The organism is Streptomyces mabaensis (assembly GCF_053763515.1).
Genome location: NZ_JBSOPZ010000003.1, coordinates 137,178 through 158,160 on the forward strand (window position 1 = coordinate 137,178; position 20,983 = coordinate 158,160).

Sequence of the window (20,983 nt, forward strand, 5' to 3'; positions counted from 1 at the left end):
AATGAGGTGGGGTTTCGATGAACGCGCCGTACGACGGTGACCGCGGACAGGGAGCGAGTGGCACTGCCGCGACGCCGGGGGCCGTTCCGGAGCCACCGGTGCCGGGCCAGGTTCCCCCGCCGCCTCCGGCCGCCCCGGATCCCTACCTTCAGGACACCTACGACCGCGATCCGTACCGCGAACAGGACCTTGCCGCTCAGGACCCGGTGGCTGAGGCCCTCTACGACCGCGCCTCGCACCCCCCGCCGCCGCCCGGCACGTACCAGGAGCCGCAGCCGCTCTACCAGCAGCCCGCGGCGCCTGCGAACGCTCCGGACCCGCGGGTGTGGGCACAGACACCGGCACCCGAACCGGACGGGCCCTCCCGCCATCTTCCGTACGGCGATGACGCCCGGACCACCGAGTTCACCGGGGTGGACGATCTGGTCACCAGGGCCGGTGAGGAAGAGCCCGAGCCGGATGCCTTCGCGCACCTCTACCGGGATCAGCAGGACAGCATCCGCCAGCCCGCCTCCGACCCCGAGCCCGAACCGGTTGGCTCGCCCGCTCCCAAGAGGTCCGGCCGGGCATCGGGGCTGCTGAAGTCCAGTGCCGTCATGGCCGCCGGCACGATGGTGTCCCGGCTCACCGGATTCGTCCGCAGCCTGGTGATCACTGCGGCGCTGGGTGCCGCGATGCTCGGTGACGCCTTCACCGTCGCCTACACACTGCCGACGATGATCTACATCCTGACCGTGGGCGGCGGCCTCAACTCCGTCTTCGTGCCGCAGCTCGTGCGTGCCATGAAGAACGACGAGGACGGTGGTGAGGCCTACGCCAACCGTCTGCTGACGCTCGTCATGGTCGCCCTCGGCCTCATCGTCGTCGGGGCCGTTTTCGCGGCACCGGTGCTGGTCCGCCTGATGTCGGACACGATCGCCGACAATCCGGAAGCCAACAGCGTCGCCGTCGTCTTCGCCCGCTACTGCCTGCCGACCATCTTCTTCATGGGCGTGCACGTGGTCATGGGCCAGATCCTCAACGCCCGAGGCAAGTTCGGCGCGATGATGTGGACCCCGGTCCTGAACAACATCGTCATGATCTTCACCTTCGGACTGTTCATCTGGGTGTACGGGACCTCCGCCGAGTCCGGCATCGGCGTGGACACCATTCCGGCGGAAGGCGTCCGGCTCCTCGGTATCGGAACGCTCCTCGGACTCGTCGTCCAGGCCCTCGCGATGATCCCGTACCTGCGCGAGACGGGGTTCCGCTTCCGTCCCCGCTTCGACTGGAAGGGCCACGGGCTCGGCAAGACGGTCAAGCTCGCCAAGTGGACCGTGCTCTTCGTCCTCGCCAACCAGGCGGGCGTCCTCGTCGTCACCCAGCTCTCCACCGCGGCGGGCGCCGCCTCCGACACCGATGGAACAGGCTTCCTGGCCTACTCCAACGCGCAGCTGATCTGGGGCATGCCGCAGGCCATCATCACCGTCTCCGTGATGGCCGCCCTGCTGCCCCGCATCTCCCGCGCTGCCCATGACAACGACCCCGGCGCCGTACGCGACGACATCTCTCAGGGACTGCGCAACTCCGCTGTCGCGATCGTGCCCGTCTCGTTCGCCTTCGTCGCCCTCGGCCTCCCGATGTGCACCCTGCTCTTCGGGCCCTCCGGCGCCGAAGCAGCCCGGTCCATGGGCTTCATCCTGATGGCCTTCGGGCTCGGCCTGATTCCGTACTCCGTCCAGTACGTCGTACTGCGCGGCTTCTACGCGTACGAGGACACCCGCACGCCGTTCTACAACACCGTCATCGTCGCCGCGGTCAACGCGGCGGTCTCCGCACTGGCGTACTTCGTCCTGCCCGCCCGCTGGGCAGTGGTCGGCATGGCAGCCGCCTACGGCCTCGCGTACGCCGTGGGTGTGGGCGTCGCCTGGCGCCGGCTGCGCAACCGACTCGGCGGCGATCTCGACGGCGCCCACGTCATCCGTACGTACGCCCGGCTCGCCGGAGCGTGCGTGCCCGCGGCGGTCGCGGCGGGCGCCGTGGCATTCGGGATCACCAAGGGCCTCGGCAGCGGTGCCCTCGGCTCCTTCACGGCCCTGGTGGGCGGCGGTCTCGTCCTGATGACGGTCTTCCTCGTGGCCGCGAAGCGGATGCGCATCGAGGAACTCAACGCGATGGTCGGCATGGTCCGCGGACGGCTCGGACGCTGACCTTCGCACAACCATCGTCCGCCGCCGCGTGTCGTGCATAGCGCCGGACTGTGGGCACAATTGGCATGGCTCTGCAGACTGGCCAACAGCGTGCAACGGATGGGGAGGCAGGAACGACGGTGGCGGAACGTAGCACAGCTGCCGTCGACGTGGCCGACAACAGCGGCGACGAGCCGCTGACCGCGAAGGCGGACGGCGCCACGGCCGACGGGGTGGCGGAAGCCCAGCAGAAGGCGGACCAGAGCGCGACCGACCCGGGCAGCGAGCGCAAGAGCGGCGACCTCGGGCACGCCGCCGCGCCCGAGCTGCACAGCGGCCACAAGCTCGCCAGACGCTACCGGCTCGAAGAGTGCGTCACCCGTCTGGACGGTTTCAGCAGCTGGCGCGCCGTCGACGAGAAGCTCCGCCGGGCCGTCGGTGTCCACCTGCTTCCCGCGAACCACCCCCGCGCCCGCTCGGTACTCGCCGCCGCACGCTCCTCCGCTCTGCTCGGCGACCCACGCTTCGTACAGGTCCTGGACGCGGTCGAGGAGAACGATCTCGTCTACGTCGTTCACGAGTGGCTTCCGGATGCCACCGAACTCACCTCCCTGCTCGCGTCCGGCCCGATGGAGGCACACGATGCCTACCAGCTCGTCAGCCAGGTTTCCCAGGCAATGGCCGCGGCCCACCGCGAGGGCCTGGCCCATCTCCGGCTGACCCCCGGCGCCATACTGCGCACCTCCTCCGGCCAGTACCGGATCCGCGGCCTCGCCGTGAACGCGGCCCTGCGCGGCATCACCTCCGAATTCCCGCAGCGCACCGACACCGAGGCGATCGGCGCACTGCTGTACGCCTCCCTCACCCAGCGCTGGCCGTACGAGAACGACGCATACGGGCTGTCCGGACTGCCCAAGGGCGTCGGGCTGATCTCCCCCGACCAGGTCCGTGCGGGCGTCCACCGCGGGCTCGCCGAGCTCGCCATGCGCGCTCTGGCCAACGACGGCGCCACCGCCTCACGCCAGGAGCCGCCCTGCACCACTCCGGAGGAGCTGGCCAAGGCGGTCGCAACCATGCCGCGCATCCGGCCGCCGGAGCCGGCTTTCACGGCGCCGCCCGACTACCAGCGCACCACCTACCAGCAGGGCACCTACGGGCGTTCGACCGCCCGTCCGGGATCGGCCACACAGCCGATGCCGGCAGCCCCGCCGCCTCCGCTGCAGAGCCGCACCGGCAAGGCCCTGAAGTGGAGCGTCGCCGCGTTGCTCATCGCCGCGCTGGGCCTGGGCAGCTGGCAACTGGCAGACACCCTCCTCGACCGCGGGGACTCCAGCGGCGACCCCGGCAGAACGCAGACGAACGACGGCGACGAGAAGCCCCCACAGGAGGCTCCGAAGCCGATCGGTATCCACGGCGCCGAGGAGTACGCCCCGGACGGACGGACGCAGAACGCCGGCGACGTCAGGAACACGTACGACGGCGACGGCTCGACGTACTGGCGGTCGAAGAGCTTCGAGGACGGACCGAAGCTCGCACCCTTCAAGCAGGGCATCGGCATCATCTACGATCTCGGTTCCGACCAGAACGTCTCGGCCGCTTCGATAGGGCTCCGCTTCGGTGGTGACCACACCACGATCACCCTCTACGGCACTGACTCGATGTCGTCAGCCACCTCCGTCGACTCGATGAAGAAGATCGCCACCACCCAGACGCAGGGCACCACGGCCGCGCTGTCTGCACCGGCCCCGGTGGAAACTCGGTACGTCCTCGTCTGGCTCACCGACGTACCGAAGGCCGAAGGGGACGAGTTCAGCGGCGCCGGCTACAAGCAGGCGATCACGGACGTGAAATTCACGAGCTGACCAGGACAGCAGGGGCAGGGGGCTCACCGTTGGACGACGCAGAACCGGGCGGCGCAAGCGACCAGGACCTGCTCGCTCGTCATGTCGCCGGCGATCCCGATGCCTTCGGTGAGATCGTCCGCCGCCACCGCGACCGACTGTGGGCCGTCGCACTGCGCACACTGGGCGACCGCGAAGAAGCCGCAGACGCGGTACAGGACGCCCTCGTCTCCGCCTACCGCGCCGCCCACACCTTCCGCGGACAGTCGGCAGTGACGACCTGGCTGCACCGCATCACCGTGAACGCCTGCCTCGACCGCGCCCGCAAGGCCGCTTCACGCAAGACCTCGCCCATGGACGACACCGACAGGTTCGAGCAGCTCCTGGAGCCCCACGAATCGGCAGAGGCGCCCGCAGAACGCCACGACCTTCACCGCGAACTCCTGGCAGCGCTGGGCACGCTTCCCGCAGAGCAGCGGGCCGCGCTGATCCTCGTCGACATGCAGGGCTATCCGGTGGCAGAAGCCGCCAAGATCCTCGACGTGCCCACCGGGACGGTGAAGAGCCGCTGCGCACGGGGCCGGGCGAGACTGCAGCCGCTACTCACACATCTGCGTACCGACACCGCGGATAACAACGATCTCCCCCGGGGAAGGAACCGGACGCAGGGGACATCCGTCCCACCGGCAGCGGAACCCAAGGACACAGACGCGGTGAAGGGCGGAGGTGGGCGACCGTGACATCCACGACCGGCGCAATCCGGCATCCGGACGTCTCGGAGATCTCCGACCTCACCGAGGGACTGCTCTCTCCGGCACGCGCGGCCGAGATCCGCAAGCATGTCGACGCATGCCCACTGTGCGCGGACGTGCGGGCCTCCCTGGACGAGATCCGTGGACTGCTCGGCACCCTGCCCGGCCCGCAGCGCATGCCGGCCGACATCGCGGGCCGCATCGACGCAGCGCTCGCCGCCGAAGCTCTGCTGGACGCCACACTCCCCGGCACCGACGACACTGTTTCACGTGAAACATCGCCTCCCGTGACTCCGGAGCCGGCCACAGCCGGGCGGCCTGCCGGCCACCCACGGGCGGCCACCGGCCCCGGCCGCGGCCCCCGCAGCAAGCGAAGGCGCCGCGCCGCTGTCCTCGGAGGCGTCTTCGGCACAGCCGCGATCGGCATGAGCATCTTCCTGATGCAGTCGCTGCCGTCCACACAAGGCGACTCCGCGGAAAAGACCGCGGAGAACGGCGTGGGCGTCGCATCCGACGCCCCGGACACCTTCTCCGCGACCGGCCTCGAAGGCCGCGTCCAGGCTCTTCTCGCCACAGAATCACCAGGCGGGCAGAGCCCCGAGGAAAAGAAATCCTTCGGGACACAGAACACCCCGCACTCCCCGCTACGGGACGGTGAGGAGTCCCCGAACGTGCCGCCCTGCGTCCAGGCCGGCACAGGACGGGCGGAGCAGCCCCTCGCCGCGGAGCAGGGCACCTTCCAGGGTGCCGACGCCTACCTGCTCGTGCTCCCGCACACCTCCGACCGCACCTCGGTCCAGGCCTACGTCATCGACGCCTCCTGCACGAAGAGCGCCCCCACCGGCAAGGGCGACGTTCTGCTGACACGCTCCTACCCCCGAAACTGACACACCCCGCCCTTGCGCTCGGACACAGCGGGAATGCACGCCCCTTAGGATCCGTTGGGTGGGGTGAGAGTCAATGACCGGCCCCGGTAGGCAGCAGTCCGTAGAGACGAGGAAGACACCCGTGAGCGACGTCCGTAACGTGATCATCATCGGCTCCGGGCCGGCCGGCTACACCGCAGCCCTCTACACCGCACGCGCGTCGCTCAAGCCGTTGGTGTTCGAAGGCGCAGTCACCGCCGGCGGTGCGCTGATGAACACCACCGACGTGGAGAACTTCCCCGGCTTCCGGGACGGCATCATGGGCCCGGACCTGATGGACAACATGCGCGCCCAGGCCGAGCGCTTCGGCGCCGAGCTGGTGCCCGACGATGTCGTCGCCGTCGACCTGTCCGGTGACATCAAGACCGTCACCGACACCGTCGGAACCGTTCACCACGCCAAGGCCGTCATCATCACCACCGGCTCCCAGCACCGCAAGCTCGGCCTGCCCAACGAGGACGCCCTCTCCGGCCGCGGCGTCTCCTGGTGCGCCACCTGCGACGGCTTCTTCTTCAAGGACCAGGACATCGCCGTCGTCGGCGGCGGCGACACCGCCATGGAGGAGGCCACCTTCCTCTCCCGGTTCGCCAAGTCCGTCACGATCATCCACCGCCGGGACACTCTGCGCGCCTCCAAGGCCATGCAGGACCGCGCCTTCGCCGACCCGAAGATCAAGTTCGCCTGGGACAGTGAGGTCGCCGTGATCCACGGCGAGCAGAAGCTCTCCGGCCTCACCCTGCGCAACACCAAGACGAGCGAGACGTCCGAGCTCGCGGCAACCGGCCTCTTCATCGCCGTGGGCCACGACCCGCGCACCGAACTCTTCAAGGGTCAGCTGGAACTGGACGACGAGGGTTACCTGCGAGTCGATGCGCCCTCGACCCGCACCAACCTCACCGGTGTCTTCGGTGCCGGAGACGTCGTCGACCACACCTACCGGCAGGCCATTACCGCCGCAGGCACCGGCTGCTCCGCAGCCCTCGACGCCGAGCGCTACCTCGCGGCCCTCGCCGACGAGGAAAAGGCCGCAGCCGCGACAGTCTGACCCCCAACCCATTCCTCATCCCCATCCGCGATGAACAGGAGGCCGCCGTGGCCCTGAAGACCGTGACTGACGCTACTTTCGAAGAGGAAGTCCTCAAGAGCGACAAGCCCGTACTGGTCGACTTCTGGGCCGCCTGGTGCGGTCCCTGCCGTCAGATCGCGCCGTCGCTCGAGGCGATCGCCGCAGAGCATGGCGACTCGATCGAGATCGTCAAGCTCAACATCGACGAGAACCCGGACACCGCAGCCAAGTACGGCGTGATGTCCATTCCGACACTCAACGTCTACCAGGGCGGCGAGGTCGCCAAGACGATCGTCGGGGCCAAGCCGAAGGCCGCTCTCGAGCGTGACCTCGCGGACTTCATCGGCGAAGGGGCCACCAAGGCCTGATGCACCGCTGTTCCACGTGAAACAAGGGCCGCCCTTCGGGGCGGCCCTTGTCCGTCTCCGATCAGCTCCTACAGTGGCCGCAGAACCGGCTCCTTCTGGACCGCGCCCAGCAGCCTGTCCAGCGCAAGCTCCACATCTTCCTTCCACGACAGCGTCGTCCGCAGCTCCAGGCGCAACCTCGGATGCACCGGGTGCGGGCGCACCGTCTTGAAGCCGACCGCCAGCAGATGATCCGCCGGCAGCACGCAGGCCGGCTCGTTCCACCGGGCGTCTCCGAACGCCTCGATCGCCTTGAAGCCACGGCGCAGCAGATCCTTCGCCACCGTCTGCACCATCACCCGGCCCAGCCCCTGCCCCTGGTACCCCGGCATGATCCACCCCGTCATCAGCTGAACCGCATCGGGCGAGACCGGACTCGTGGGAAAGGCAGTGGACCGCGGCACATACGCGGGAGGGGCGTACAGAACGAAACCGACGGGCACCTCATCGACATAGACGACCCGTCCGCAGGACCCCCACTCCAGCAGCACAGCGGAGATCCACGCCTCCTTCTCCAGCTCAGGCGTTCCCGCCTTTACCGCAGCTTCTCCACTGACGGGATCAAGCTCCCAGAAGACACACGCCCGGCAGCGCTTGGGAAGGTCCGGAAGGTTGTCCAGCGTGAGCGGTACGAGCCGACGACCCATGAAGGCTGATCCTCACTTCCCTCACTCGCCGCGCCCCGGGCGGCCATCAGCGCGCCCCGCTCCTGGAGCAGACTGCCGACGAAACCGCCGACCACCCCCAGCCCCAGTCCTGCTGTCATCAGTCCGGTGCGGCTGACCGATCGCATGCCCCGCCCTCTCCGTTTGAGGTGCCTTCAGGTGCTGCGCCCTGACTGAACGCATCGTATCCACCCAGCGATTGCATCGATACCGCCTGAAAGCAAAGGACGGGCCGTGTTCCGGTATACACCGGACACAGCCCGTCCACCACACGGCACTCCAGGACTCAGGTCATTCCCGCTCGTCCAGCGGTTCGTCCGCCGTGAGCCCGCTGTCCAGGACACGTCCCTCGCCCGGAGCCAGCGTCCCCAGAATCCGCTCCAGATCGTCTATCGAGGCAAACTCCACGACGATCTTTCCCTTCTTCTGTCCAAGGTCGACCTTCACCCGCGTCTCGAAACGGTCCGACAGCCGAGAGGCGAGATCGGACAGCGCGGGCGACAGCCGTGCCCCGGCCCGTGGCCCCTTGGGCTTCACGGAGCTCTCCGGCCGCGAGCCCATCAGGGTGACGATCTCTTCGACCGCGCGCACCGAAAGTCCTTCGGCAACGATGCGGTGCGCCAGCCTGTCCTGCTCCTCGGAGTCGTCCACCGAGAGCAGAGCCCGCGCGTGGCCGGCGGACAGCACACCGGCGGCTACCCGACGCTGTACCGACGGCGACAGCCGCAGCAGCCGCAACGTGTTGGAGACCTGCGGGCGGGAACGCCCGATCCGGTCAGCCAGCTGGTCGTGCGTGCAGTTGAAGTCCTTCAGCAGCTGGTCGTACGCAGCCGCTTCCTCCAACGGGTTCAGCTGCGCGCGGTGCAGGTTCTCCAGAAGCGCGTCCAGCAGGAGCTTGTCGTCGTCCGTGGCCCGGATGATCGCGGGGATCCGCTCCAGCCCTGCCTCCCGGCAGGCCCTCCAGCGCCGCTCACCCATGATGAGCTCATAGCGGTCGGGGCCCAGCTGCCGTACGACGACAGGCTGCAGGAGCCCCACCTCCTGGATGGAGGTGACAAGCTCGGCGAGCGCGTCCTCGTCGAACACCTCACGCGGCTGGCGGGGGTTGGGAGTGATGGCATCCAGGGACAGCTCGGCGAACGTCGCGCCGGCCACCGACTCGGCCACCGACACCGTCTCAGGCTCCGCTTGGGCCGGCACTTCCGTTTCACGTGAAACCGCGCCCTGCGGAAGTGTGGCCACCTTCGCAGCCGCCACACCGCGCTCCGCGGTCAGTACCGGAACCGCGGTCGGGGAAGTCGAAGCAGACCCCATCGCGGGCACGGACTTCTCCTGCGGAGCGGCAGGGATCAGGGCACCGAGCCCGCGCCCCAGCCCTCTACGTCGCTCACTCACTGGATCCCCTCCGACATGCTCTGCTGGCTGTTCCGGCCGCCCGAGTGGGCGTGCTGGGCGTCATAGTGCACTCCGACCCCGCGCAGCGCGATCTCACGCGCCGCCTCCAGGTAGGAGAGCGAACCACTGGAGCCCGGATCATAGGTGAGGACCGTCTGACCGTAGCTCGGCGCCTCCGAGATACGTACCGAACGCGGGATGCTCGTGCGCAGCACCTCGTTGCCAAAGTGGCTGCGCACCTCGTCCGCCACCTGCGAGGCCAGCCGTGTCCTGCCGTCGTACATGGTCAGCAGAATCGTCGACACGTGCAGAGTGGGGTTCAGATGACCCCGCACAAGATCGACGTTGCGCAGCAGCTGCCCAAGACCTTCCAGCGCGTAGTACTCGCACTGGATAGGAATAAGAACCTCGGCTCCCGCGACCAGCGCGTTGACCGTCAGCAGGCCGAGCGAAGGCGGGCAGTCGATGAGGATGTAATCCAGCGGCTGCTCATACGCCTGGATCGCCCGCTGCAGCCGGCTTTCCCGTGCCACCAGCGACACCAGCTCGATCTCCGCACCGGCGAGATCGATCGTGGCGGGAGCACAGAAGAGGCCTTCGACATCAGGGACCGGCTGCACCACGTCGGAGAGCGGCTTACTCTCCACCAGAACGTCATAGATCGACGGAACTTCAGCGTGATGGTCGATCCCCAAGGCCGTCGAGGCATTGCCTTGAGGGTCGAGGTCGATCACCAGGACGCGAGCGCCGTGCAGTGCAAGGGAAGCAGCGAGGTTGACCGTGGTGGTGGTTTTACCCACGCCGCCCTTCTGGTTGGCGACCACCATCACACGCGTCTGGTCGGGCCTGGGCAAGCCTTCGCCGGCGCGGCCGAGGGCTTCCACCGCCAGCTGGGCAGCACGGCCAATGGGGGTGTCGTCCATCGGGGGCGGTGTTTCACGTGAAACATCCTCCCCCGCCGACTCGGTACGGGGACCGGGGACCGGATCGGCCATCGGCCCCGCGATGTTGGCGTCGGACCGCAAGGGTTCACCCTCCTCGACATCAGGCTCGCAATGAGCAGAGCCTGCCATGCTTTCGGGGTTGTGAACCAGCGAGGCCCGTTCTCCTGTGGATGAATCCACCTTTGTGGACAACTTCAGAGCCCCTGCGGACTTCCGGTCACGCGGCGAGGTAGCCGCCCGACCACGACTGATGATTCCGTGCAGTAGAGAGCGACGTTTCACGTGAAACACGATGCACGGGCAGCCACGTCAGACCCCCACGACACTCCGAAATGCGTACGTTTGGCAGCTTGTATGGAGCACCACCGGTAGACGCCACATCATCGACGGCGACTCATCGACGGCGACGCGCGCGGCCCACCCGGGCCGCCTTGGCCCGCTTCGCCGCGAACCGCACACCACCGGGGCTCTCCCCGACCTCGACCCGGACCACCGTGGACAGCGGATCCACCACGCCTTCCCCCACATGCAGCACTGAGGTCTTCACCACACCCAGCTTCGCCAGCGCGGACTTCGCCGCCACCAGCTCCTCCTCGGCAGTGTCCCCCTTGAGCGCCAGCATCTCCCCGTAAGGACGCAGCAGAGGTACGCCCCAGCCGGCCAGCCGGTCCAGCGGCGCCACCGCGCGCGCCGTCACCACATGCACCGGCTGCAGCGTCCCCAGCACCTCCTCGGCCCGCCCTCGGACCACGGTCACATGGTCGAGCCCCAGCAGCTCCACGACCTCCTGAAGGAAGTTCGTACGCCGCAGCAACGGTTCCAGCAACGTGATCTTCAGATCCGGACGGACCAGCGCCAGCGGAATCCCGGGCAGCCCGGCCCCCGAACCCACATCGCAGACCGTGACACCCTCGGCGACCACCTCGGACAGCACCGCGCAGTTCAGCAGATGCCGCTCCCACAACCGCGGCACCTCCCGGGGCCCGATCAGCCCCCGCTGGACGCCCGCGTCCGCCAGCAGCTCCGCGTAGCGAACAGCTTCCGGGAAGCACTCACCGAAAACCTCCCTCGCCTCTTCCGGGGCCGGGGGGAGCTCCGCTGCCTCCGTCACGGGGACCGTCCTTCCGTACCGCACTGTGGTGGCTGAACTATCAGGCTGACAAGATCGGCCCCGCCTGCGAACAGACGGGGCCGACCACACTCTGGACCGGTCAGGCCGGGAGCACGACGACGAAGCGCTCCGGCTCCTCGCCCTCGGACTCACTGCGCAGGCCGGCGGCCGCGACAGCGTCGTGCACGACCTTGCGCTCGAACGGCGTCATCGGCTTGAGCTTCACGGGCTCACCGCTGCTCTTCGCCTCATCCGCGGCCTTGGCACCCAGCGCCGCGAGTTCCTCACGCTTCCTGGCACGGAACCCGGCGATGTCCAGCATCAGACGGCTCCGGTCACCGGTCTCCCGGTGCACCGCCAGCCGGGTCAGTTCCTGAAGCGCCTCCAGGACCTCACCGTCACGTCCGACCAACTTCTGCAGATCACGACTCGCCGAGTCGCTGATGATCGAAACCGCGGCCCGGTCAGCCTCGACATCCATGTCGATGTCGCCGTCGAGGTCGGCGATGTCCAGCAGGCCCTCGAGGTAATCGGCCGCGATCTCCCCCTCCTGCTCAAGGCGGGTCAGGGTGTCGCCACCCTCGGCGGCGGGGGAGGTGGTGCCTTCCGTCACGGGATGGGCTCCTTCTTACTTCTTGGAGGACGGGTGCTTGGGCCGCTGCTGGCCCTTGCGCTGTCCCGGCTTGGCTTGGCGTGCGGAACCGGAGGCGGGCGTGCCCGCCGGCTTCGGCTTGGCGTCCTGCGGCTCGTCCTGCTTCTCCAGCGACGTCTTGGTACCGGTCTCGGCGGCCTCGGCCGTCCCCGTACCGGCTGCCTGACGCTTCGCCTTGGTCTGCCGCTTGGGCTGCTGCCGCCTGGCTCCCCCGGACACCGCGGCCTCATCGGCGGACTCGGAACCCTTGACCACGGTGCCGTCGGCCTGCGCGATCAGACCCTGCTTGGCCAGACCGGTGACAAAGCGACGCTCGTTGTCATTGCGGTCGGTGCCCTTGGCGACAATCGCCTGGACCACATTGCGCTTGCGGCGCCCGCGGACCTGGCCGTGGGCGTGGACGCTCTTCAGCAGACGCTGGAGGTACTGGTCCTGGGCCTTGCTTCCCGGCGTCGGGTTCTGGTTGATGACGTACATCTGCTGGCCCATGGTCCACACGTTGGTGGTCAGCCAGTAGACGAGAACACCCACGGGGAAGTTGATGCCCATCACCGCGAAGATCACCGGGAAGATGTACATGAGCATCTTCTGCTGCTGCATGAACGGCGTCTTCACCGACAGGTCGACGTTCTTCTGCATCAGCTGGCGCTGCGTGTAGAACTGCGACAGCGACATCAGGACGATCATGACCGCGGTGACGATGCGGACATCGACGATCGAAGCGTGGAGCGATGCCACCTTCTCGGCGCTGTCCGTGAAGGTCGCGGCCAGCGGGGCACCGAAGATGTGGGCCTTCTGCGCACTCTGGAGCAGCGGTTCGTTGATGACGCCGATGGTGTCGTTAGAGGCGATCTTCGACAGCACGTGATACAGGGCGAAGAAGAACGGCGACTGCGCCAGGATGGGAAGGCACGAAGAGAGCGGGTTGGTACCCGTCTCCTTGTACAGCTTCATCATCTCTTCGGACTGACGCTGCTTGTCGTTCTTGTAGCGCTCCTGGATCACCTTCATCTTCGGCTGGAGCGCCTGCATGTTCCGGGTCGACTTGATCTGCTTGACGAAAAGCGGGATCAGACAGATCCGGATCAGGACCACCAGCGACACGATGGACAGGCCCCAGGCCCACCCCGTGTCCGGGCCGAAGATCGCCCCGTACAGCGAATGGAACTGGACGATGACCCAGGAAACAGGTGTGGTGATAAAGCTGAAGAGACTGGCAATCGTGTCCACTAATCAGGCTCCTTGAGCATTGGGCGAGGTCTCTGCGGCCGGGCTCGGAGGTCCGGGTTCGTCGTGCCCAAGGGAGGCACGCCGGCGGCGGAGTCACCGCCCTTACTGCTGCGCAACCAGCTGCGCAGCAGCTCGTGCCAACGCGGGCGCTTGCGCGGGGGGACATGATCCACGCCGCCCGGCGACCACGGATTGCACCGCAGAATGCGCCAGGCGGTCAGCGCCGTCCCCTTCACCGCACCATGCCGGTCGATGGCCGTATATCCGTAGTGGGAACACGACGGGTAGTACCTGCACACCGGCCCGAGCAACGGACTGATCGTCCACTGGTACAGCTTGATCAAAGCCAGCAACGGGTACTTCATCGCGCCACCCCTCCCAGCAACCGCTGAAGGGCGGCATCCAGGTCTCGGGCCAGCTGTGCATGGTCGGCGTCACCCGCTCCGGGCAGCGCCCGTACGACTACCAGGCTACCGGGGGGCAACTGAGGCAGACGATCGCGCACCAGATGGCGAAGCCTGCGCTTCACCAGGTTGCGCACGACTGCCCCGCCAACAGCCTTGCTGACAACGAAACCCGCACGCGTCGGGGAAGCGCTCTCCCCAGGCGCGTGCGGGTCCGTTGAACCGCTAAGACGCAGATGTACGACGAGAAGCGGGCGTCCGGCCCGGTTTCCCCGACGTACCGCGGTCGCGAAGTCCTCGCGCCGCCTCAGCCGATTCTCGGTAGGCAGCACGACGTCATGACCTGTTGGTGATCAGGCGGACAGGCGGGCGCGACCCTTGCCACGGCGGGACGCGAGAACCGCGCGGCCGGCACGGGTGCGCATACGCAGACGGAAGCCGTGGGTCTTCGCACGACGGCGGTTGTTCGGCTGGAAGGTGCGCTTGCTCACTCGGGGGCTCCAGAAATGAATCGTGTAGTGGCGGGACATCGCCTGGCTGTCACCGTGCGCCCACGAGGAACTCGCGTAAACGCCCGAGTGGCACCGCTTCACAACCACAGATCGTGATCTTTGCCCATCGGAGGCAGGCGGCAGCAGCCATCGACAACTCGACCTGGTCACGGTACGCGCGGCTACGCCATCCGGTCAAACCGGCACTTCGCCGTGGTCCACTATGCACAGGCTGTGGACAACAACTTGAACCGTACCCGCCGCCCTGACTACCGTGGCTGGACTCCAACCCCTTTTCTTCCCGACCGTCCCAAAGAACCACACCTTCGTGGGACCCCGTGAGAGAGCGTGCTCTGTGGCTGACGTACCTGCCGATCTTGCCGCAGTGTGGCCACGCGTGCTCGAGCAACTCCTCGGCGAAGGACAGCAGGGCATCGAAGCGAAGGACCAGCAATGGGTCGAGCGCTGCCAGCCGCTCGCCCTGGTGGCCGACACCGCCCTCCTCGCCGTCCCCAACGAATGGGGCAAGCGCGTCCTCGAAGGCCGCCTCGCCCCCCTCATCAGCGAAACCCTCAGCCGCGAGTGCGGCCGCCCCATCCGGATCGCCATCACCGTCGACGACTCCGCCGGCGAGCCCACCGCCCCGCACAACCCGCCCGTACCGCAGGAACGGCAGCGCTACGACGAGCCGCCGCACCGCGACTACGACGGCTACGGACAGCGCCCCGGCAGCGACCAGCACCAGAACGACCACGACCAGCTGCCGGCCCATCGCCCCGACCACCTCCCCACCGCGCGGCCCGCCTACCCCGACTACCAGCAGCAGCGCCCCCAGCCGGGCGCCTGGCCCCGCACACCGCAGGACGACTACGGCTGGCAGCAGCCCCGGCTCGGCGGCTACCAGGAGCACGACCCCTACGCCTCCCCCCAGCACGGCTACCGGCCCCAGTCCGAGCGCTCCTCGTACGACGAGACGCAGTACGACCAGCCGTCCTACGAGCCGCAGCGCCCCGACCGGCACGACCGGCATGAGCGCCACGACCTGCACGAACGGCCCGAACAGCAGTCCTCCCAGGGCAACCCCGCGCTGCCCGCCCTCGGCAACGGCCGCCCGGCCGGCCGGCCCGCCACCGCGCCGGGCCCCGGCGAGCCGACCGCCCGGCTGAACCCGAAGTACCTCTTCGACACCTTCGTCATCGGCGCCTCCAACCGCTTCGCGCACGCCGCCGCGGTCGCCGTCGCCGAAGCCCCCGCCAAGGCGTACAACCCGCTCTTCATTTACGGGGAGTCGGGCCTCGGCAAGACGCACCTGCTGCACGCCATCGGCCACTACGCGCGCAGCCTCTACCCCGGCACGCGGGTCCGGTACGTGAGCTCGGAGGAGTTCACCAACGAGTTCATCAACTCCATCCGCGACGGCAAGGGCGACGCGTTCCGCAAGCGCTACCGCGAGATGGACATCCTGCTGGTCGACGACATCCAGTTCCTCGCGAGCAAGGAGTCGACCCAGGAGGAGTTCTTCCACACCTTCAACACCCTCCACAACGCCAACAAGCAGATCGTGCTGTCCTCGGACCGGCCGCCCAAGCAGCTGGTGACCCTGGAGGACCGGCTGCGCAACCGCTTCGAGTGGGGGCTGATCACCGACGTTCAACCGCCCGAGCTCGAGACGCGTATCGCGATCCTGCGCAAGAAGGCGGTGCAGGAGCAGCTGAACGCCCCGCCGGAGGTACTGGAGTTCATCGCGTCCCGGATCTCGCGGAACATCCGCGAGCTGGAAGGCGCGCTGATCCGCGTGACCGCCTTCGCCTCCCTCAACCGGCAGCCCGTCGATCTCGGTCTGACCGAGGACGTCCTCAAGAACCTGATCCCGGGCGGCGAGGACGCCACCCCCGAGATCACCGCGCCCGCGATCATGTCCGCGACTGCCGACTACTTCGGTCTGACGGTGGACGACCTGTGCGGCTCTTCGCGCAGCCGCGTCCTGGTGACGGCCCGGCAGATCGCGATGTACCTGTGCCGTGAGCTCACCGACCTCTCACTGCCCAAGATCGGCGCGCAGTTCGGCGGCCGCGACCACACGACCGTGATGCATGCCGACCGCAAGATCCGGGCGCTGATGGCCGAGCGACGGTCGATCTACAACCAGGTCACCGAGCTCACGAACCGCATCAAGAACGGCTGACACAGGCCGGCTCAGCAACGCGCGAAGGGCGCTCCGGGACGAACTCCCGGGGCGCCCTTCGTCGTTGCGGCGGCCTGGAGCGGTGCAGCGGTGTTCGAATACCGTCCGGGTCGCGGGACTTCTCCACAGATCCTGGAGTGATCCCGCGTCCACACCCTGGGGACTGCTGGAGTTGTCCAGATCGCGTCCACAGGCAGGGCTGCTGAGACGTGATCATCCCAGCTCAGGTGCCTGTGTACTTGTGGCCAACTCCGGTCCACAGGCTGTGGACGCAGGAGAGGGCCGCGCGAGGGGTCTTGAGTTGTCCACCGCCGGCCCACAGGCAGGATGATGTTGTGCACAGCTTCTCCACACCCTTGTCCACTGTTCGGCAACGAAACACGCGACCTCACCGGGCCGAGTGAAAGCCGTCACACCAAGGAGGCCGGTTGGGCTGTGGGGAACATGGGTAAAGCTGGGGACGGCGCTGTGGAGTACTCCGGGCTGCCTGTGCACCGCGTGTGCAGAACTTTCGCTTCTCCACAGCGGGACCTACTTGTCCACTGCCACCGCCCACAAGCACGGTGGACAAAAAACTGGGTCTGACCTGCGCATACAGGGTTATCCACGGTTTCCACAGGCCCTACTACTACTCCCACATAGAGATACCGGGGAATCCGCTTCGAAACGGGGCCTGTGCACAACTTGCTGCCGGCCCCCTCACCCCCTCTTGCCTCGACTTGACCCCGAGCCGCACCGAGTGTCGGTGGCGTGCGTCAGACTGGTCCCCGGCAACACAGCCACACGACGAAGGCCAGCAGGGCGAGCCAGCAACAGCAGGAGGCGGTTCCGGTGAAGATCCGGGTGGAGCGCGATGTACTCGCGGAGGCGGTGGCGTGGGCGGCCCGAAGCCTCCCGGCCCGTCCGCCGGTGCCCGTCCTCGCGGGCCTGCTCCTGAAGGCGGAGGACGGCACGCTCAGCCTCTCCGGCTTCGACTACGAGGTCTCGGCACGGGTCTCGGTGGAGGCGGATGTGGAGGAGGACGGCACCGTCCTCGTCTCCGGCCGGCTGCTCGCCGATATCTGCCGCGCTCTCCCCAACCGGCCGGTTGAGATTTCCACAGACGGTGTACGGGCCGTCGTGGTCTGCGGCTCGTCACGGTTCACCCTCCACACACTGCCTGTGGAGGAGTACCCGACGCTGCCCGAGATGCCGACCGCGACCGGCACCGTGCCCGGTGAGGTCTTCGCCTCCGCGGCCGCTCAGGTGGCCATCGCCGCCGGCCGTGACGACACGCTGCCGGTGCTGACCGGCGTACGGATCGAGATCGAGGGCGACACGGTCACCCTGGCGTCCACCGACCGCTACCGCTTCGCGGTGCGCGAGTTCCTCTGGAAGCCGGAGAACCCGGACGCCTCCGCGGTCGCGCTGGTGCCCGCGAAGACGCTGCTGGACACCGCCAAGTCGCTGACCAGCGGTGACACGGTCACTCTGGCGCTCTCCGGCTCGGGTAAGGGTGAGGGGCTGATCGGCTTCGAGGGAGCCGGCCGCCGCACCACGACGCGGCTGCTGGAGGGCGACCTGCCCAAGTACCGGACGCTCTTCCCGACCGAGTTCAACTCGATCGCGGTCATCGAGACGGCTCCGTTCGTCGAGGCCGTCAAGCGTGTGGCCCTGGTGGCCGAGCGGAACACGCCGGTCCGGCTCAGCTTCGAGCAGGGCGTGCTCATTCTCGAGGCCGGTTCCAGTGATGACGCACAGGCTGTGGAGCGGGTGGACGCCAAGCTCGAGGGCGATGACATCTCGATCGCCTTCAACCCGACGTTTCTGCTGGACGGGCTGAGCGCGATCGACTCGCCGGTCGCGCAGCTGTCGTTCACCACGTCGACCAAGCCGGCGCTGCTGAGCGGCCGGCCGGCGGTGGATGCCGAGGCGGACGAGGCGTACAAGTACCTGATCATGCCGGTGCGGCTGTCGGGCTGACCCATTCCGGGCTGACCTGCTGCTTCCGCGGGCCGGGCGTAGTCTCGGTCTCGGGTACGAATCGCCTCAACGCTTAAGGAAACACTGATGGAGCTCGGTCTCGTCGGTCTCGGCAAGATGGGCGGCAACATGCGCGAGCGCATTCGCCGCGCAGGCCACACCGTCATCGGATACGACCGCAACCCGGACCTCGCAGATGTCCACAGCCTCGAGGAGCTTGTGGGCAAGCTCAAGGGCCCGCGTGTGGTGTGGGTGATGGTGCCGGCCGGTGCCGCGACCCAGTCCACCGTCGACGAGCTGGCTGAGCTGCTGTCTCCGGGGGATGTCCTGGTGGACGGCGGGAACTCCCGCTGGACGGACGACGAGAAGCACGCTGTGGAGCTGGGCGTGAAGGGCATCGGCTTTGTCGACTGCGGCGTCTCGGGCGGTGTCTGGGGCCTGGAGAACGGCTATGCGCTGATGTACGGCGGTGACGCAGAGAACGTCGCCAAGGTGCAGCCGATCTTCGACGCGCTCAAGCCGGCGGGTGATTTCGGGTCGGTCCACGCGGGCAAGGTCGGTGCCGGGCACTTCGCCAAGATGGTCCACAACGGCATCGAGTACGCCATGATGCAGGCCTATGCCGAGGGCTGGGAGTTGCTGGAGAAGGTCGACTCGGTCACGGATGTCCGGGAGGTCTTCCGGTCCTGGCAGGAGGGCACGGTCATCCGTTCGTGGCTGCTCGACCTGGCGGTCAACGCGCTGGACCAGGATGAGCACCTCGAGCAGCTGCGTGGTTTCGCCGCTGATTCGGGTGAGGGCCGGTGGACGGTCGAGGCGGCGATCGACAACGCGGTGCCGCTGCCCGCGATCACGGCTTCGCTGTTCGCGCGGTTCGCGTCGCGGCAGGACGATTCCCCGCAGATGAAGATGATCGCGGCGCTGCGCAACCAGTTCGGTGGCCACGCGGTGGAGTCCACGGAGTAACGCGGTAAGGCGTTGACGCGGCGTTGCGCGGAGTGCGGTGGCGCGGTGGCGCGGAAACGAATCAGCTGAGGTAGCCGGGGGAGGTCGGCGCACATCCATGCATGTCTCGCATCTTTCGCTGGCCGACTTCCGCTCGTACGCCCGGGTCGAGGTTCCGCTCGACCTGGGCGTCACCGCTTTTGTGGGCCCCAACGGCCAGGGCAAGACGAATCTCGTCGAGGCGGTCGGCTATCTGGCGACGCTGGGCAGTCACCGGGTCTCGTCGGATGCCCCGCTGGTACGGATGGGGGCGGAGCGGGCGGTCATTCGCGCTGCTGTGGTGCAGGGCGAGCGACAGCAGCTGGTTGAGCTGGAGCTGAACCCGGGCCGGGCGAACCGGGCGCGGATCAACAGGTCGTCGCAGGTCAGGCCGCGGGATGTGCTGGGCATCGTACGGACGGTGCTGTTCGCACCGGAGGATCTGGCGCTGGTGAAGGGTGATCCGGGAGAGCGTCGGCGGTTCCTGGACGAGTTGATCACGGCGCGTTCGCCCCGGATGGCCGCGGTGCGGTCGGACTACGAGCGGGTGCTCAAGCAGCGGAACACGCTGCTGAAGTCGGCGGCGATGGCTCGTCGGCACGGTGGGCGCGGGATGGATCTGTCGACGCTGGACGTGTGGGATCAGCACCTGGGACGGGTCGGGGCGGAGCTGCTGGCGCAGCGGCTCGATCTGATCGCGATGCTGCAGCCGCTGGCCGACAAGGCGTACGAGCAGCTGGCGCCGGGGGGCGGGCCGGTGGCGTTCGAGTACCGGAGCTCTGTGGGCGCCGGGGCGCCGGGTGGGGTGCCCGGGGTGTCGAGTGTGACCGGTGTGCATACGCGTGAGGGGTTGTACGAGCAGCTGATCGCGGCGCTGGCGGACGCGCGTAAGCAGGAGATCGAGCGGGGGGTGACCCTGGTCGGGCCGCACCGTGACGATCTGGTGCTGAGGCTCGGACCGCTGGCTGCGAAGGGTTATGCGAGTCACGGGGAGTGCTGGTCGTACGCGTTGGCGCTGCGGTTGGCGTCGTACGACCTGTTGCGGGCCGAGGGCAATGAGCCGGTGCTGGTGCTGGACGACGTGTTCGCAGAGCTGGACGCGCGTCGGCGGGAGCGGCTGGCGGAGTTGGTGGCGCCGGGTGAGCAGGTGCTGGTGACTGCGGCTGTGGATGACGATGTGCCGGGTGTGCTGGCCGGCGCGCGGTTCGCGGTGGCCGGAGGCGAGGTGAGGCGGGCGTGAGCGCTTCTGGTGGGGCGGGTGGGCCGGTGGGCGCTGGTGAGCCGCGGAGGGTGCCGGAGGCTTCCGGGGTGGATCTGGCGCGTCAGGCGCTGGCGGCGGCGAAGGAGCAGGCGCGCGCCCGTGGGGCTGCGGCGCAGCAGAAGAAGCAGGCCAGGCGGGGTGGGCTGCGGTCGGGTGCGCGGGCTGACGGCCGGGATCCGTTGCAGCTCGGGGCGGCGCTGGAGCGGCTGAAGACGGAGCGCGGCTGGGAGATGCCGATGGCCGTCGGCGGGGTGATGGGGCGTTGGCCGGAGATCGTCGGGGACGATCTGGCTAAGCATTGCGTTCCGCTGCGGTATGACGACGATCCTGTTGAGCGGGTGCTGACGGTGCAGTGCGACTCGACGGCGTGGGCGACGCAGTTGCGGCTGCTGGCGCCGCAGTTGGTGGCGCGGCTGAATGCGGATCTGGGGCAGGGGAGCGTGCGGCTGATCAAGGTGCTGGGGCCTGGGGGGCCGGAGCGTCGTTTCGGGCCGTTGCGGGCGCCGGGGAGTCGGGGGCCGGGCGACACGTACGGCTGA

The 20,983-nt window shown here is 68.1% G+C and carries 19 protein-coding genes and 1 pseudogene; 11 read left to right on the plus strand and 9 right to left on the minus strand.

The genetic code is table 11. The features are described 5' to 3' along the window. Positions 1-17: 17 nt before the first annotated feature. The 6 genes from murJ (at position 18) to trxA (ending at position 7,121) form a co-directional block, all read left to right on the plus strand. Entirely contained in the window at positions 18-2,189 is a 2,172-nt protein-coding gene (gene murJ / locus ACWV17_RS03650; protein WP_455358444.1) for a murein biosynthesis integral membrane protein MurJ, read from the plus strand. A 119-nt stretch (positions 2,190-2,308) separates the two neighbouring features. Then, positions 2,309-4,030 carry a protein kinase family protein gene (locus ACWV17_RS03655; protein ID WP_455358445.1) on the plus strand — a complete coding sequence of 574 codons (1,722 nt, stop codon included), beginning with the start codon at positions 2,309-2,311 and terminating at the stop codon, positions 4,028-4,030. A 29-nt stretch (positions 4,031-4,059) separates the two neighbouring features. After that, the gene (gene sigM, locus ACWV17_RS03660; RefSeq protein ID WP_455358446.1) at positions 4,060-4,749 is read left to right on the plus strand and encodes an RNA polymerase sigma factor SigM; all 690 of its coding nucleotides are present in this window, start codon (positions 4,060-4,062) and stop codon (positions 4,747-4,749) included. Next, positions 4,746-5,648 (plus strand): anti-sigma factor family protein, encoded by a 903-nt coding sequence (locus ACWV17_RS03665; RefSeq protein WP_455352966.1) that lies wholly within the window; start codon positions 4,746-4,748, stop codon positions 5,646-5,648. The genes sigM and ACWV17_RS03665 overlap by 4 nt, the downstream gene beginning before the upstream one ends. Before the next feature lie 121 nt (positions 5,649-5,769). Beyond that, entirely contained in the window at positions 5,770-6,732 is a 963-nt protein-coding gene (gene trxB / locus ACWV17_RS03670; RefSeq protein ID WP_455358447.1) for a thioredoxin-disulfide reductase, read from the plus strand. Positions 6,733-6,779: 47 nt separating this feature from the next. Beyond that, entirely contained in the window at positions 6,780-7,121 is a 342-nt protein-coding gene (trxA, locus tag ACWV17_RS03675; RefSeq protein WP_455352964.1) for a thioredoxin, read from the plus strand. Between the two features lie 68 nt (positions 7,122-7,189). Here the strand turns inward: trxA and ACWV17_RS03680 are convergent, their stop codons facing one another. The 9 genes and pseudogenes from ACWV17_RS03680 to rpmH form a co-directional block, all read right to left on the minus strand. Continuing rightward, positions 7,190-7,807 carry a GNAT family N-acetyltransferase gene (locus tag ACWV17_RS03680; RefSeq protein WP_254370936.1) on the minus strand — a complete coding sequence of 206 codons (618 nt, stop codon included), beginning with the start codon at positions 7,805-7,807 and terminating at the stop codon, positions 7,190-7,192. A gap of 309 nt (positions 7,808-8,116) precedes the next feature. Then, on the minus strand, positions 8,117-9,220 hold the full coding sequence (locus ACWV17_RS03685; protein ID WP_455358448.1) for a ParB/RepB/Spo0J family partition protein: 1,104 nt from the start codon (positions 9,218-9,220) through the stop codon (positions 8,117-8,119). Next, a complete protein-coding gene (locus tag ACWV17_RS03690; RefSeq protein ID WP_455352962.1) occupies positions 9,217-10,293 on the minus strand; it encodes a ParA family protein in 1,077 nt (358 codons plus the stop codon). Before ACWV17_RS03690 ends, ACWV17_RS03685 begins: the two co-directional genes overlap by 4 nt. A gap of 265 nt (positions 10,294-10,558) precedes the next feature. Then, on the minus strand, positions 10,559-11,275 hold the full coding sequence (gene rsmG, locus ACWV17_RS03695; RefSeq protein WP_455352961.1) for a 16S rRNA (guanine(527)-N(7))-methyltransferase RsmG: 717 nt from the start codon (positions 11,273-11,275) through the stop codon (positions 10,559-10,561). A gap of 100 nt (positions 11,276-11,375) precedes the next feature. Beyond that, positions 11,376-11,888 carry a Jag family protein gene (locus tag ACWV17_RS03700; protein ID WP_455358449.1) on the minus strand — a complete coding sequence of 171 codons (513 nt, stop codon included), beginning with the start codon at positions 11,886-11,888 and terminating at the stop codon, positions 11,376-11,378. 15 nt (positions 11,889-11,903) lie between these two features. Next, the gene (yidC, locus tag ACWV17_RS03705) at positions 11,904-13,157 is read right to left on the minus strand and encodes a membrane protein insertase YidC (RefSeq protein ID WP_455358450.1); all 1,254 of its coding nucleotides are present in this window, start codon (positions 13,155-13,157) and stop codon (positions 11,904-11,906) included. Between the two features lie 3 nt (positions 13,158-13,160). After that, positions 13,161-13,522 (minus strand): annotated as a pseudogene (gene yidD, locus ACWV17_RS03710) (membrane protein insertion efficiency factor YidD). After that, a complete protein-coding gene (gene rnpA / locus ACWV17_RS03715) occupies positions 13,519-13,893 on the minus strand; it encodes a ribonuclease P protein component (protein ID WP_455352957.1) in 375 nt (124 codons plus the stop codon). Before rnpA ends, yidD begins: the two are co-directional and overlap by 4 nt. 21 nt (positions 13,894-13,914) lie before the next feature. Then, a complete protein-coding gene (gene rpmH, locus ACWV17_RS03720; protein WP_052578310.1) occupies positions 13,915-14,052 on the minus strand; it encodes a 50S ribosomal protein L34 in 138 nt (45 codons plus the stop codon). A 355-nt stretch (positions 14,053-14,407) separates the two neighbouring features. On the opposite strand from rpmH, the gene dnaA reads away from it, so the two are divergent. The 5 genes from dnaA to ACWV17_RS03745 all read left to right on the plus strand — a co-directional run bounded on the left by dnaA (position 14,408) and on the right by ACWV17_RS03745 (position 20,983). Beyond that, positions 14,408-16,237 carry a chromosomal replication initiator protein DnaA gene (gene dnaA / locus ACWV17_RS03725; RefSeq protein ID WP_455358451.1) on the plus strand — a complete coding sequence of 610 codons (1,830 nt, stop codon included), beginning with the start codon at positions 14,408-14,410 and terminating at the stop codon, positions 16,235-16,237. An 831-nt stretch (positions 16,238-17,068) separates the two neighbouring features. Then, positions 17,069-18,199, plus strand: a complete 1,131-nt coding sequence (gene dnaN, locus ACWV17_RS03730) for a DNA polymerase III subunit beta (protein ID WP_455352955.1) — start codon at positions 17,069-17,071, stop codon at positions 18,197-18,199. Between the two features lie 87 nt (positions 18,200-18,286). After that, positions 18,287-19,165, plus strand: coding sequence for a phosphogluconate dehydrogenase (NAD(+)-dependent, decarboxylating) (gene gnd, locus ACWV17_RS03735; RefSeq protein ID WP_455358452.1), 879 nt, complete (start codon positions 18,287-18,289; stop codon positions 19,163-19,165). A gap of 97 nt (positions 19,166-19,262) precedes the next feature. Next, positions 19,263-20,423 (plus strand): DNA replication/repair protein RecF, encoded by a 1,161-nt coding sequence (gene recF, locus ACWV17_RS03740; protein ID WP_455358453.1) that lies wholly within the window; start codon positions 19,263-19,265, stop codon positions 20,421-20,423. After that, complete coding sequence (locus ACWV17_RS03745) at positions 20,420-20,983, plus strand: DUF721 domain-containing protein (RefSeq protein ID WP_455358454.1); 564 nt, start codon at positions 20,420-20,422, stop codon at positions 20,981-20,983. Before recF ends, ACWV17_RS03745 begins: the two co-directional genes overlap by 4 nt.